At 33.3% G+C, this 14,212-nt stretch carries 11 protein-coding genes; 5 read left to right on the forward strand and 6 right to left on the reverse strand.

What is annotated here, in order from left to right:
• Positions 1 to 51 precede the first annotated feature (51 nt).
• Together ypfJ and BMX53_RS12455 are read right to left on the reverse strand one after the other, a co-directional pair.
• Entirely contained in the window at positions 52 to 909 is an 858-nt protein-coding gene (gene ypfJ, locus BMX53_RS12450) for a KPN_02809 family neutral zinc metallopeptidase (protein WP_038986336.1), read from the reverse strand.
• A gap of 150 nt (positions 910 to 1,059) precedes the next feature.
• The gene (locus tag BMX53_RS12455) at positions 1,060 to 3,465 is read right to left on the reverse strand and encodes a TonB-dependent receptor (protein ID WP_074746635.1); all 2,406 of its coding nucleotides are present in this window, start codon (positions 3,463 to 3,465) and stop codon (positions 1,060 to 1,062) included.
• A gap of 119 nt (positions 3,466 to 3,584) precedes the next feature.
• Here BMX53_RS12455 and BMX53_RS12460 point away from each other — a divergent pair, with 119 nt between their 5' ends.
• Positions 3,585 to 4,562: a helix-turn-helix domain-containing protein gene (locus tag BMX53_RS12460; RefSeq protein WP_074746638.1), complete on the forward strand. Its 978-nt coding sequence runs from the start codon at positions 3,585 to 3,587 to the stop codon at positions 4,560 to 4,562.
• A 65-nt stretch (positions 4,563 to 4,627) separates the two neighbouring features.
• On the opposite strand, the gene BMX53_RS12465 is transcribed toward BMX53_RS12460, so the two are convergent.
• Positions 4,628 to 5,338 (reverse strand): YebC/PmpR family DNA-binding transcriptional regulator, encoded by a 711-nt coding sequence (locus BMX53_RS12465; protein ID WP_038986340.1) that lies wholly within the window; start codon positions 5,336 to 5,338, stop codon positions 4,628 to 4,630.
• A gap of 101 nt (positions 5,339 to 5,439) precedes the next feature.
• Positions 5,440 to 6,522 carry a glycine cleavage system aminomethyltransferase GcvT gene (gene gcvT / locus BMX53_RS12470; protein ID WP_074746640.1) on the reverse strand — a complete coding sequence of 361 codons (1,083 nt, stop codon included), beginning with the start codon at positions 6,520 to 6,522 and terminating at the stop codon, positions 5,440 to 5,442.
• A gap of 218 nt (positions 6,523 to 6,740) precedes the next feature.
• Between gcvT and BMX53_RS12475 the strand changes: the two genes are divergently transcribed.
• On the forward strand, positions 6,741 to 7,052 hold the full coding sequence (locus BMX53_RS12475) for a DUF6804 family protein (RefSeq protein WP_063176538.1): 312 nt from the start codon (positions 6,741 to 6,743) through the stop codon (positions 7,050 to 7,052).
• 604 nt (positions 7,053 to 7,656) lie between these two features.
• Here the strand turns inward: BMX53_RS12475 and BMX53_RS12480 are convergent.
• Positions 7,657 to 10,191 carry a heavy metal translocating P-type ATPase gene (locus BMX53_RS12480; RefSeq protein WP_074746642.1) on the reverse strand — a complete coding sequence of 845 codons (2,535 nt, stop codon included), beginning with the start codon at positions 10,189 to 10,191 and terminating at the stop codon, positions 7,657 to 7,659.
• A 195-nt stretch (positions 10,192 to 10,386) separates the two neighbouring features.
• Between BMX53_RS12480 and BMX53_RS12485 the strand changes: the two genes are divergently transcribed.
• The 3 genes from BMX53_RS12485 (at position 10,387) to BMX53_RS12495 (ending at position 12,990) form a co-directional block, all read left to right on the forward strand.
• The gene (locus BMX53_RS12485) at positions 10,387 to 11,340 is read left to right on the forward strand and encodes a hypothetical protein (RefSeq protein WP_074746644.1); all 954 of its coding nucleotides are present in this window, start codon (positions 10,387 to 10,389) and stop codon (positions 11,338 to 11,340) included.
• 30 nt (positions 11,341 to 11,370) lie between these two features.
• The gene (locus BMX53_RS12490; RefSeq protein ID WP_074746646.1) at positions 11,371 to 12,210 is read left to right on the forward strand and encodes a sulfurtransferase; all 840 of its coding nucleotides are present in this window, start codon (positions 11,371 to 11,373) and stop codon (positions 12,208 to 12,210) included.
• Positions 12,211 to 12,384: 174 nt separating this feature from the next.
• Positions 12,385 to 12,990 (forward strand): porin family protein, encoded by a 606-nt coding sequence (locus BMX53_RS12495; RefSeq protein WP_074746647.1) that lies wholly within the window; start codon positions 12,385 to 12,387, stop codon positions 12,988 to 12,990.
• A 54-nt stretch (positions 12,991 to 13,044) separates the two neighbouring features.
• On the opposite strand, the gene BMX53_RS12500 is transcribed toward BMX53_RS12495, so the two are convergent.
• Positions 13,045 to 14,124: a hypothetical protein gene (locus tag BMX53_RS12500; protein WP_074746649.1), complete on the reverse strand. Its 1,080-nt coding sequence runs from the start codon at positions 14,122 to 14,124 to the stop codon at positions 13,045 to 13,047.
• Between the last annotated feature and the right edge of the window lie 88 nt (positions 14,125 to 14,212).

Here is a 14,212-nt window from a genome sequence, read left to right on the forward strand (position 1 = left end):
CTTTTTTAATATTTAATCAAATAATTGCTAAACAAGTATCTGAGGGGATTATTATCGTATAAAGTCGAATGTATTACCTTGTTTGATATCAGCAGTTTCAAAACCTTTCATAAACCATTCCTTGCGTTGCTTAGATGTTCCATGAGTAAATGAATCAGGATTAACTTGTCCTGTTACTCTTTTTTGGATGGCATCGTCTCCTACAGCTTGAGCAGCACTTAAAGCAATATCAATGTCTTTAGCATCTAGGTATTTCTGATTGTATTTAGCCCATACACCTGCATAGAAGTCAGCTTGTAGTTCTAATCCTACAGATAGTTTATTAGCTTCTTTTTTACTCATTCCTTGTTGAGCTTGGTGTACTTTACTATTCGTACCTAATAACGTCTGTACGTGATGTCCTACTTCGTGAGCAATAACATAAGCAATAGCGAAGTTACCTCTCTCAGCACCGAATCGCGTATGTAGTTCTTCAAAAAAGCGCAAGTCCATATATACAGTTTCATCAGCAGGACAGTAAAACGGACCTACATCAGCTGTAGCACTACCACACTGAGTGTTAACTTTATCGTCAAATAGCTCCATCTTAGGTTCACGGTATTGCATACCGTTTTCTTTAAAAACTTTATGCCATACATCTTCTGTATCTGCAAACATAACAGCCACCATTTTACCCATGTCAACTTCTTCTTGAGACAGTTGTCTAGTATCCACTTGTTCTGTTTGTCCACTATCACCACCCATTTGTTCGATAACAGGAGCGATTTGTTTACCTGTTTCTCCTCCAAATAGATAAAGTAGTGTAGCAATAATACCTATTAGTCCACCTCCAAGAGCGGTTTTACCTGCAGCAGATTTACCTCTGTTATCTGTTACGTTTTTACTTTCTCTTCTACCTTCCCATTTCATAATGAAAAATTTTTATTGCAAAAATAGGAAAAATAGGGGAGTGTCTATCAAATAATGCGAATATTGAGAAAAGTTGAGTATGTGAATAAAAAATCCCTTTCTAAAAAGTATTTTCAGAAAGGGATAATTTAGTTAAATGATGTGCTTGACTTAGAATGTATATGCTAAACTAAGTTTAAAAGATAGAGGGGTGGTAGCTCTCCATCCATAGTGAGAATATCCCCAAGCACCAGGGAAATGACCAACATAGTTATATCTGTCAGTAATATTGTTCACAATAAGATTAAATGCATAGTTGTTCTTTTTATATGATACACCACCATCAAGGGTGAAGTAGTCATCTGGTAAGAATTTTTTAGCTTGTACAGGTGCTTGTGAACGATCTTTTTGATATTGATAACCAAGGGAGAATCCTAAACCTTCAAGTGCCCCAGATGGAACTCTATACGTTAACCAAGCATTAGTGCTATGCTTTGCTGTCCCAGGAAGAAGTTGTCCTTTTTTACTAGGGTTATTATCTTTAGTAATCTTTGCGTCTGTATAAGAGTAATTCATTGTTAGGGTTAATCCTTCAGTGATTTGCCCATTTAAGTCAAATTCAACTCCTTTAGAAGTAGCTTGACCACTCTGTACCATGATTTGATTGTTAGCAAATGGATCGCGTGGAGTAAGAATATTAGTTTTATCTACTTGGTAGAATGCTAATGAGGTAAATAGTTTTTTCTCAAACCAGGTTTTTTTAAGACCAAACTCTTTATTCGTTCCTTTAGAAGGATCTGCTGCTTTGTTGTTTTCTAATATTCCTGTTTGCTCTTGGAAGCTTTGGTCATATAAAGCATAAGCAGAGAATGATGGTGAAATATTATAAGTAACACTAAAGCGTGGTGTATAAGCTTGGTTTTTTACTACATCTCCTTTAGCAGCACTAGTTGTTTTTTCTGTTGAGGTATAACGTACTCCAAATCCTAAACGAAGTTTTTCATCTAATAATAGTACTTCATCTTGTACATATAATGAGATATAGCTATACTCTTGTATGTTTCCTGCAGCGCGCTCTCTTAATGAACGAGAACGGTCATAAGTAGGAATATCTTTTTTAGTTAGTTTTCCATAAATTGGATTATAGATATTAAACAAAGGACCTACAGGAATTGCGTTACCATCTTTATCTGCAACTTCTGACCAATCTGCCATATGTTCTTTTTGTCCCATATCTAAACCGAATAGGATATTGTTTTTGATTTTATCGGTGATATTAAACTTACCATTCATGTATACTTGTCCAACTTTTGCAGAGTTGTATGCGTCATTTACAGATAATGCACGTTGTACATTACCCTTGTCATCAATAGAGTTGTAGATTGAATAAAGGCTTTCTCCTTCCATTGTAGCTTCTACATAACCTAGTTTAGCAGTAAGGTTCCAATCATCATTTAATCTATGATTTAGATTAACTAAAACATTGTGTTCTTTAATAGTTGTAGGATCTATAATAGGATCTGAGAAAGTGAACTTGCGAGGTAGTTCCTTAAACTCATTTTTAGAATATGCATATTTAGAGAAACCTCCTTCAAATTCGTTTGAGTTGAATATGTATTCGAAAGTAACATTAGTATCATCACTGATGTTATATTTTAAGGAAGGAGCAAATGATAGGTAATTATTCTTGTTATATAATTGGAAAGAGCTCGTTTTTGTGGCCATTCCGTTTAAGCGAAATAGTAATTTATCATCTTTAGTAAGTTTATTGTCTATATCAACTTCTGCTCTATACAGATTAAAGCTACCTAGTATTGTTTTGACTGTAGTTTTGTTTGTACCCATCGGTTTTTTAGTAACGATGTTATAGAAACCACCAGGTTGAGTATTTCCCATCATAAAACCTGCTGGTCCTTTTACAAACTCAACTCTTTCTATGAATGTATTATCTTCTCTTATCGGCCCAAAACTTCCAGATATATCCATACCATTACGCAGATTGCTAGCTCCATAGCCACGTACATATATACCTGCACTAGCTTGTTCTTGGTGTAATACTGATCTAACTCCACTTACGTTTTGTGCTATGGCATCACTCATCGTCATACTAATTTGGTCATCCATAAGCCCTCTATCTACTACTTGTATATTTTGTGGTACATCTAATAGGTTAGCAGCTGTTCTAAGTGAAGACGATGAACGTATATTCTTATTTGTATTGATAACTACAGCATCTAATGTAGTGTTAGAATCATCAAATAACATAAAGTCTTTTGATAAAGTTTGATCAGCTGTTATCGTGATACTATCTCTTACAGCAGTGTTTTTATACTGCACTGTAATAAGGTATTTACCTGTTTTTATATTTTCGAATAGGTAATTACCATTATTATCTGTTATTGTTTTAAATAGATTATTGTTTAAAGTCACGTTAGTACCAACAAGTTTCTCTTGTGTATGACTTACTATTGTTCCTTTTATTCCTCCATTATCTTGTGCATATAGCCCTAGAGTACTTATTAAAAGTCCTGCAAGTAATGATTTTTGTGTAGTGTTAATTAAAAATAACGTTTTCATTATTTAGTTAATTTAGATTGAATAAATTTGAAGTCGGAAGCAAAAGTATATTCATTGGCAAGGAATAGCTTAGCCAAAAGGGAATAAAAAATAGCATTTTAGTAATCTAATAGTAGTATATGGGAAGAGGAGAAGAGATAGTAGAGTTTTTTGAAGTCGAAAATATGGTGACCAAAGAGATGTACCAGAGTAAGAAAGAACTTACTAATGATGTTGGTACTTTTATTACTTACCATATTTTTGATTGTGCAGATATTATAATCAGACAATACTATTTAAAGTATAATCAAGACTATGCATTACATTATGTATTTGAGGAAACGGAATTTATTGAATTGAGTTTTTTCTTTGGTAAGCATATTGTTAAAGATGTGATTAATGGTAAGCATAATCGCTATTTACCTTTTCATTGTTATTTGAGTTATTTAAAGTCTGGATCTACAGCTGATGTCGTTTTTGAAAAAGATGCAGTGTATGAGCATTTAGACATTTATTTACCTCTAGATTTCTTTAAGGAATGGGAACAATATGATGAGACTATTGCGGAATTCACTAATGCTATTAAAACTAATGAATCACATCGATTGATTAAAGATGTTAAGCTTACGCAGGAGTTATTAATATTATCTAATGAAATAAAGACATGTAGTTATAAAGGTGTCTCTAGAGAAATCTTTGTGAAAAGTAAAGTATTAGAGATTATAGCTGTATTACTTAATGAAAGAGAACAACGAGTAGAGGTGTGCTCAAAATTACAGTTAGGTATTAAGTTAACCGAAGAGGATGAGGGAGTATTGTCTAAGGTAAAAGATTTTATTGATTTGAATTATAGAGAGTTTTATACCACTGAAGAGTTGTCTAAGATGTTCTTTATAAATGAGTATAAATTAAAGAGAGGTTTTAAGCATTTATACAATCTAGGATTATTTGAGTATGCTCAACATAGAAGAATGAATATCGCTATTGAGAAACTAGAAGAAGCATGTTATACGATAACAGAGATAGCTTTTGACTTAGGATATTCATCATCTGTTGCTTTCTCTAAAGCGTTTAAGAAGCATTATGGTTATCCTCCAAAGAAATTCTTTCTGAATTAATTGATATAAAAAAGCGAGTTGTTTTAAACAAACAACTCGCTTTATATTATAAATCATAATGATGATTAAGCCATAGTAGTGAATACGTTTTGAACGTCATCATCCTCTTCGATTTTATCTAATAGTTTTTCTACATCAGCCATTTCTGCTTCAGAAAGTTCCTTAGTAACCTGTGGTATTCTATCAAATCCAGAAGATAAAATTTCAATACCTCTTCCCTCTAATTCTTTTTGGATAGAACCAAAGCTTTCGAAAGGAGCATAAATCATTACACCATCTTCATCTTCAAAGATTTCGTCGATACCAAAGTCGATTAGTTCTAATTCGAACTCTTCTAAATCTCTACCTTCTTCAGCAGGGATTCTAAAGTTACAAGTATGGTCAAACATAAATTCAACAGAACCTTGTGTTCCCATAGTACCATTACATTTGTTGAAATAACTTCTAATGTTAGCTACTGTTCTGTTGTTATTATCAGTTGCTGTTTCTATTAAGAAAGCAATTCCATGAGGACCATATCCTTCGAAGATTACTTCTTTATAGTTTTCAGTATCTTTATCTGTAGCACGTTTAATAGCACGCTCTACATTTTCTTTAGGCATATTAGCTGCCTTAGCATTTTGTATTACAGCACGAAGGCGAGAGTTAGCCTCGGGATTAGGTCCACCTTCTTTTACAGCCATTACGATATCCTTACCAATTCTTGTAAACGTTTTTGCCATAGCAGACCAACGTTTTAGCTTACGTCCTTTTCTAAATTCAAACGCTCTTCCCATAATAATATGTTACTTAATTTTATAAATACAAAAATAGAGTATAATTCAAATATATCACAAAAAAAAAGGGAGCTTATTTTTAAACTCCCTTTCCTTTTGTCTTATTTTTTATAAAATGGTGTTTTTACCACTTTTGCTTCAATATCATTTTTACGGATACGGATAAAGATTTGGCTTCCTTCAGCTGCTAAAGCTACAGGAACATACCCCATACCAATTCCTTTTCCTAAAGAAGGTGATTGTGTACCAGAAGTTACTTTACCAATAACGTTTCCTTCAGCGTCAACGATTTCGTAGTCGTGTCTTGGAATACCTTTACCGATTAATTCGAAACCTACTAATCTATTTTTGATACCTGCTTCTTTCTCAGCTTTTAAGTTATCAGAGTTGATGAAGTCTTTAGTGAATTTAGTAACCCATCCTAAACCAGCTTCTAATGGAGAAATCTCATCGTTTAGTTCGTTACCATATAAACAGTATCCCATTTCAAGACGTAACGTATCACGTGCTGCTAATCCGATAGGTTTGATTCCCCAGTTAGCACCAGCTTCAAATACTTTATTCCAAACAGTTTCTACATCTTCGTTTTTAACGTAAACTTCAAAACCTCCTGAACCTGTATAACCAGTAGCAGAGATAACAACGTCTTTAACTCCAGCGAAAGTATCGATTACGAAGTTGTAGAATTTGATATCAGCAAGGTTTACACTAGTTAAGCTTTGCATAGCCTCGATAGCCTTAGGACCTTGGATAGCTAAGATTGAGTATCCATCAGATAAGTTTTCTAAAGTAGCGTTTACATCATTATGAGAACTTACCCAGTTCCAGTCTTTCTCAATATTTGAAGCGTTTACTACCATCAAATATTCGTTTTCGTTTACTCTATAAGTAATAATGTCATCGATAACACCACCAGTAGTATTAGGGAAGTAGCAGTATTGTGCTTTTCCATCTACTAGAGTAGACGCATCATTAGAAGTAACTTTTTGGATTAATGCTAAAGCATTTGGACCTGAGATTTTAAATATCCCCATGTGAGATACATCAAATACACCAACTCCGTTTCTTACTGTTTCGTGTTCTGCATTTACTCCTTCATATTGTACAGGCATATTAAAACCTGCAAATGGAACCATCTTAGCACCTAAAGCTTCGTGTATGTGGTTTAAAGTTACTTGTTTCATTGTGTTGTTTATGATTTAATTATAATTAGGTGCTAAAGTAAGTTTTTTTTATCTCAAATAAAAGTCATTTTACAGGAAGGTATAACGAGTTGTAGAGGTTAATATTTGTTTTGTATACATATTATATTATTTATAGATGTTAAATGTTTGATGTTGATTTTTAATTGTTTACGTTTTTTATTAATTTAGAGGAAACCTAATTTATAAAGAACTTGATTATGGAAAGAGCCCTAAAAATAGCAGTTGCACTTTTTTTGATTTTGAGTGCTTTTACATCCTCACCTGATTTTGATCTTTTAGTTGGATTTATAGTCATCGTAGCTTTAGGTATTTTGGCCTATAATTCCCACCTAAATAAGAAAGTGATTGAAATGACGATGTACCTAGTAATTATAGGAATGTTTCAACCGTTTTATGAACTACCTATCGAACCCAAAGCATGGCTTGTATTAGATATCGTGATAGCAGTAGGATTGATAATTTCTGCTTTTGTTTCACGAACTAAAGTTGTAGAAAGTAATGTATCTTAACGTATAAAAACAAAAAAACTCCCTTTATTAAAATAGATAGTTTTAGTAGAGGGAGTTTTTTTTATTTAGTTTTTTGAATTAAAAAGGAGGAATATATCCTGTTAATGGCGATGATACAAGGTAAGAGGGAGTTTGGATATTATCTTTTATTTGCATTATGGTGTATTTGTTAATGAACTTAAGAGAAGTGAGGTATAAATTGATATTTAATGTTATTTTAATGATTGATTTATTGTTAATGTATTAATTTTTTACAATCAGTTTCTTTTTATGTTAATATTTGTGTTTTTTTAGTATATTAGCATCGGTTAAACATGAAAAAAACACCAAGGCTTCTAATTAATTATTAAAAAACAGAGTGGGGACTTGTTTTTTCTTATATAGATGATTCTGGTACGGCCATTCTTTTTGGATGGCCTTTTTTCAGTTTACTCAACTAATAATTGGTATTTGTGTTTGCAATTTTAGTTTTTAAGGTGAATAAAAAGCCCGGGATAGTGAGCCCTGGCTTTTTTTTTGCTCTAAACTGAACACAAAAAAACCAGAGCTATTGCTATCGCTCTGGTTTTAAAAAATGAAAGGTATTATATAAAAAAAATGATGATTAAAGTTTTAAGTTTTTAAGTCTTAAAGAGTTTGTAATAACTGATACTGAACTAAAACTCATAGCCACTGCTGCTATCATAGGTGATAAGACAATACCAAATACAGGGTATAATATACCAGCTGCGATAGGAATACCTACACTATTGTAAATAAAGGCAAAGAACAAGTTCTGTTTAATGTTTTTCATTACACCATGACTTAGGTTAATTGCTTTAGGAATACCTGCTAGATCTCCTTGTAATAGTGTTACTTCTGCACTCTCTATAGCTACATCAGTTCCTGTACCCATCGATATCCCAACATTCGCTTGTGCTAAGGCTGGAGCATCATTAATACCATCTCCTGCCATTGCTACCACTTTTCCTTGTTCTTGAAGTTTCTTGATTTCATTCAATTTATCTTCTGGCATAGCTTCAGCTAAGAAGTGTTTGATACCTAGCTCGTCTGCTACAGCTTTAGCTGTATTAGGATTATCTCCAGTAATCATGATTACTTCGATTCCTTTGTCTTGTAATTCTTTTACAGCTTGCTTACTAGTCTCTTTTATTTTGTCAAATAGTACTGCATATCCGATGATAGTGTTGCCTTCAGCGATATAAGATACAGTTTTACCTAAACTCTGTTCTTTTTCTACTTGTTTAACTAGGTTCTCTGATAATTGAGCTTGTACTACATCCATCAGTGCCTTATTACCTAAGGAAACACGTTTTTTGTCTACTAATCCTTGTATTCCTTTACCTGTGATGTTGTTAAACATCTTTACAGGGATTAATTGCATTTTATTTTCTTTTGCTTTATTGGTAAATGAAGTAGCTAATGCATGTTCACTATTTTGATTTAACGAAGCTGTTAATAGTAATAAATCCTCTTCTGTATAATCAGGGTGAATACTTACTATCTTTTCTACAGAAGGCTTCCCTTCAGTCAGTGTACCTGTTTTATCAGTGATTAATACATTTACTTTATTCGCAGTTTCTAATGCTTCAGCATTTTTGATTAAGATACCATTTTGAGCACCTTTACCAATACCAACCATAATAGACATTGGGGTAGCTAATCCTAATGCACATGGACAAGCAATGATTAAGACAGCTAGTGCATTCACAAAGGCATACGCTAATCTTGGTTCAGGTCCCATTGTTTTCCATAATATGAAAGTAACAATAGAAATTAACACCACTATCGGTACAAAGTATTTAGCTACTTGATCAGCTAACTTTTGAATAGGAGCTCTAGATCTACTAGCATTGTTTACCATGTCGATAATCTGTGCAAGTAAAGTTTCATTACCAACTTTTTCCGCAGTCATAATAAATGAACTATTCCCATTAATAGTACCTGATACTACTTTATCACCTTTTAGTTTGTGTACAGGGATTGGTTCACCAGTTATCATAGATTCATCTATACTAGATTCCCCTTCACTAATCACACCATCGACAGGTATTTTTTCACCTGGTTTTACACGTAGGCGATCTCCCTTTACTATTTTCTCTATTTGGATAACTTCTTCTCCATTATCAGTTACTAAAGTTGCCTCTGTAGGTGATAATTTTAAAAGCTCTTTAATAGCTGTATTAGTTCGACTATGAGCTTTTGCTTCCATTACTTGTCCTACTAACACTAACGTTAGAATAACGGCTACTGACTCAAAGTATAAATGTATACCATGTTCTCCTTTAAAATCATCTGGAAATAAGTCAGGGAAGAATAAAGCAACTACACTGAATAATAAACCAGCTGCAGATCCTAATCCTATTAAACTGAACATATTTAGGTTCCACGTCTTAAACGAAGTCCATGCTCTAGTGAAGAACATCCAACACACATATACCACAGGTATAGTAAATAATAATTGGATGTAGTTATTCCACTCATGAGGAACTACTTTTCCGATAGGGTCACCAGGTATCATAGATCCCATGGCTAGTATAAATACAGGTATAGTAAAACCTACTGATATACGCAGTTTCTTTAACATATCAGTATATGTAGTATCTTCTTGTTCTACTAAGATTGTCTTAGCTACTAAGTTCATCCCACATTTAGGACAGTTACCTGGTTTATCATACGTTTTATCACCTTCACATAGCATAGGGCAGTAGTATACTGTCTTCTCAATTTTAGGAGCAGGAATTTGCTCTAAGTTCATACCACATACAGGACAGCCTACATTAGTATCGTAGACTTTATCTCCCTCACATAGCATAGGGCAGAAGTACTTACCAGCTTTATCAGCCATCCCATCGGGGATTTCTTGTTGGTACATATCTTCTTCACTCACCTCTACTGGAGGAAGTATCTCTTGGCTACCATCTTCTTTAGTTACTATCTCTTGTAGTATATAATTACCTTTTTGTAGTAATGCTTTTTGTAGAGTTAGTGTATCTATATCGTGATGTGAATCTATATTAGCTTGTTCTTGCTCTAGTGATACTTCTGCAGTAACACCGTGTATCTCATTAAGTGTGTTCTCTATCTTGGTTCTACAACCATTACAGCTCATACCGCTTACTTTATATTCTTTTTTCATGATTATAGGATATCTCTTTTTACTTCTACAAAGTACGAATAAAAAGTCAAAATGACTGTTATACAATTTCTATGAAGGGTTATATAGTTTTGTACAATTATTAATTAAGTTAGTGTGAAGGAAGTCATTTCAGAGACTAAAATATAAGCTATCAAAGCAATTTATTGTAATTTAGTTTTTCAAAATAAACAAAGCATGAAAAATAGATGTTTAAGCTTATTGATAATAGGACTTACACTGATAGGCTGTAAAAAACAAGAAAACTTAAAAGTAGATGAAACTTCTACTAAAATAACCAATGATGTGTTAAAGAAAGATACTATTGGTATCGTTGATAAAGTAGAGGAAGGAGTTCTTACATATCAATTGTCTTTTAAGGATTCTATTGTTGATGGTTTTGTAAAGTATATAAGTAAAGAACCTTTGTTAGCGAATGAACTTATAGAGGAGTATAGTGAGAAGTTAACTGAGTCAGATCGCACACATCTAAAGAATATCTTAAAGAATAACCCAAGGTTTAATGTAATGTTTGGTTCGTTACCTTTTTTAAAGAACAGTATATATATCGCAGGTTATGAAGTGGTGTATAAAGGACAAGGATTAAGCTATACTATAGAGAATAAGTGGAACGATATCTTAGATGAAGGATATGGTTTTGCAGAATCTAGAATAGTGCCTAACTCTAGCTTAAATTTTAAATACAAAAAAGAGTTCTTAGACTCCCAGACACTTCAGGTAAATATCACAGAAGACAAGTTTGATAGACAAGATACAGGAGAGACTGTTGTCGTAGCTGGATATCAGACAAATAAAATAATTTATACACATAAGCCATCTACTCTTGATGGTGAGAGAGTACTACCGTTATCTGTCGTTGCATATGTAAGTAAAGCATTTAATCCTGTTATAAATAAAGTTATGCCTTTTTATGTAAATGAATCAGCAGGTGTATTAAAACTAGAGATACAAATGACTAATACGGCAGATCTGAATCTTATTTATGAAGCGAATACCGCAGTAGAACGCAAAGTATTAGAACCAGAAACGAGTATACTTACAGGGACAACATTATACGAAGTAAAGGATAGTAGAGATGTGATAGCTTTAGGTATGCAATTATCTAAGCTAATTATAGCTCCACGAATGTAACATTATATCTAATCAATACAAACTAACAATATGAAACCAATTATTCAACCACAGGAACTATTGTCTTTAAAACAGAAAGGCGATAACTATATTTTAATAGACGCTACGAATAGTAAAGTAGCGAGAGAGAATTATGATAACTCACATTTAGATGGAGCATTATTTGTAGATGGAAATGAACAACTAGCAGAGATAGGAGAGGATGCTTCTAAAGGAGGTAGACATCCCCTGCCATCAGTAGAGAAGTTTGCACATAGTTTACAGTCATTAGGAATAACAGCAGAGAGCCATGTCATTATCTATGATACTGTTTTTGGAGGTAATTCAGCTGCTCGTTTTTGGTGGATGCTTACAGCAGTAGGTCATCAAAAGGTACAGGTGTTAAGTGGGGGAATGGCGGCTGCTGAGAAAGTAGGCTACCCTGTTAACAATAATAAAGTAACACCTAAAGAAGTATCACTTTATCCTGTGACAGATTGGCAATTACCCTTAGCAGATATTAATGAGATAGAGGTCAATGTACAGCGTGAAGATTATATTGTTATAGATGTACGTGAGGCTAATCGATATAAAGGAATTACAGAACCTATAGATATTGTAGCAGGGCATATACCAGGAGCTGTTAATGTGCCGTTTATGTCTAATCTGGATAGTGAAGGACTGTTCTTAACTGAAGAGCAATTAAAGGAGAAGTATACAGCTATCTTAGATGATTATCCAGTAGATAATAGAGCAGTACACTGTGGATCAGGTATTACTGCATGTCATACCTTATTAGCAATTACAGCTGCAGGATTACCTACACCTAAATTATATGTTGGTTCATGGAGTGAGTGGTCTAGAAGTAATAAACCAATTGCTACAGAATAGTAGATAACTCTTTTTATAATTAATACTTCTAAAAGCCGCTCTATATAATGATATAATTGTAATATATTAGAGATTAGTGCTTTATTCTCTGTATGGTTAAGTGTTTTTTTAAATTTATGTTAATAATTGTCTAGATATTAGTATATTTATATAGTTAAATAAAACATAATTATTATGAAAAAAATCATTCTTAGCGCATTAGTGTTATGTGCTTTTTCGTTTAATGCAAATGCTCAAAAACCTGAATTAAAATTAGGAGCTAAAGCTGGTCTTAACGTATCTTCAATTAGTGGAGATGGTGACAGTAGCTCTAGAACAGGATTCAATGTTGGGGTAGTAGCAGAATATTTCGTAACAGAGAAATTCTCTATTCAACCTGAGATTTTGTATTCAGCTCAAGGGGCAAAATATGAGTTTACAGAGATTATTAATACTGGAGTAGGAATTCCTCAGAGATTTACTGTTAAAGAAACAATGAAATTAGATTACATTAACGTGCCTATTATGGCTAAATATTATGTGTTTGACGGTTTAAATGTACAAGCTGGTCCACAAATAGGTTTCTTAGCTTCTGCGAAAGATGGTAGTGTTAATATAAAAGATGAAATGAAAAGTGTAGACTTCTCTTTAAATCTAGGGGCGGGGTATGAGCTTCCTATGGGCGTATTCTTTGATGCTCGTTATAATATCGGTTTGACTGATGTAGCAAAAAAAGTTGAAGGTGAAAAGATTAAATCTAAAAATGGAGTATTCCAAGTATCTGTAGGATATAAATTCTAATCTTATTAGTACATAAATAAAGAAGGCTATTCGGATACGAATAGCCTTTGTTGTTTACTCTGATAAGGTACATATCGCAATGGTTTTATCACCATGTACTAGAGCCTGATTAGTTGCAGTGTTATATGTAGTAACATTTATGTCATTATGCTGTAATACTATCTCTCCTGACTTTGAGATAACTGTGATTTCTCCCGACTTACTCAATAGTATAAATGAATTAAGTACAGTATCAAAATACATTTTAGTATACTCAATATCTTGGCGTTGCATTTGTATTTTTTCAATCAACGTAGAAGAATTGTTTTCGATGTGATAGAGATGTATTTCTTTTAGAGAACCTTTAGTAGCTTCCTCATCACCTTCTGCATACGGATCATATGCTATAGCAATAGTATTATTATTTACCCAACATAAGGGGCTATCCACGTGTTCACCACCAGCTGTGTATATATCAGATATTCTGTTATTCTTAATAAAATCTTCAATCTCATACGTATTACAACAGTCAAAAGATCCCCATACCCAACCAGCACTAGTAAAGTACTTATTGTCAGGTGATACACTTAAGCCTCCATAGAAGTAGTCATAAGAACTTGGCCATGCTAACTTGTTGCTTTCTTCATGTGTTTTATAGAACTCAATGTGTTCTTCTTCTGCATTTTGTTCTATCAATGATTTGGCAGCCGTTAATATCTGACGAGTGTTGAGATTCATTATATGAACATGATTCCAATCATTGGCATAGATCAGATGAGGTACCTGTTGCGTATCTTTGTATAATGCAATAGGGTATTTCGTTATTTTAGCGTAGTATTCTCCTCTCCATAAGTGTAGTCTATACTTTTGTGTAGGATTAAAGATATATCCATGTCTAGTAAAATCGTTAACTGCCACTATTATATCATCTAATGTGTAAATAGAGATTGGACTTGTCAAGTCAAATCCTCCATCAGTATAACCCATACTGTCTTTCAGTGTACTTACTGTATGTGTCTCATCAGTCACAAAGTTATACCTCACGACATCACCATTACTCATTACCAGTACTGCTTCATCGGATTGTGCTAGGGTAGCAGATAGGATAGTATCTTCAGTTGCAAATGTTTTACTATGTTTCTTTTCTATTTTCATCTTCTTTTTTTGTGACAACTAAGTTATGAACAAAACATTATAAGTAGAGTTATAAATGAACAAAAGCTATTCGATGTCGAATAGCTTT

Origin of the sequence: Myroides marinus, assembly GCF_900109075.1 — a bacterium.
GTDB classification, from domain to species: Bacteria; Bacteroidota; Bacteroidia; order Flavobacteriales; family Flavobacteriaceae; genus Flavobacterium; species Flavobacterium marinum_A.

Bases quoted from the DNA above. Each gene is read 5' to 3' on its own strand.
- ypfJ (WP_038986336.1), bottom strand. From the start codon at position 909: ATGAAATGGGAAGGTAGAAGAGAAAGTAAAAACGTAACAGATAACAGA.
- BMX53_RS12500 (WP_074746649.1), bottom strand. From the start codon at position 14,124: ATGAAAATAGAAAAGAAACATAGTAAAACATTTGCAACTGAAGATACT.
- BMX53_RS12495 (WP_074746647.1), top strand. From the start codon at position 12,385: ATGAAAAAAATCATTCTTAGCGCATTAGTGTTATGTGCTTTTTCGTTT.
- gcvT (WP_074746640.1), bottom strand. From the start codon at position 6,522: ATGAAACAAGTAACTTTAAACCACATACACGAAGCTTTAGGTGCTAAG.
- BMX53_RS12460 (WP_074746638.1), top strand. From the start codon at position 3,585: ATGGGAAGAGGAGAAGAGATAGTAGAGTTTTTTGAAGTCGAAAATATG.
- BMX53_RS12455 (WP_074746635.1), bottom strand. From the start codon at position 3,465: ATGAAAACGTTATTTTTAATTAACACTACACAAAAATCATTACTTGCA.
- BMX53_RS12480 (WP_074746642.1), bottom strand. From the start codon at position 10,191: ATGAAAAAAGAATATAAAGTAAGCGGTATGAGCTGTAATGGTTGTAGA.
- BMX53_RS12485 (WP_074746644.1), top strand. From the start codon at position 10,387: ATGAAAAATAGATGTTTAAGCTTATTGATAATAGGACTTACACTGATA.
- BMX53_RS12490 (WP_074746646.1), top strand. From the start codon at position 11,371: ATGAAACCAATTATTCAACCACAGGAACTATTGTCTTTAAAACAGAAA.
- BMX53_RS12465 (WP_038986340.1), bottom strand. From the start codon at position 5,338: ATGGGAAGAGCGTTTGAATTTAGAAAAGGACGTAAGCTAAAACGTTGG.
- BMX53_RS12475 (WP_063176538.1), top strand. From the start codon at position 6,741: ATGGAAAGAGCCCTAAAAATAGCAGTTGCACTTTTTTTGATTTTGAGT.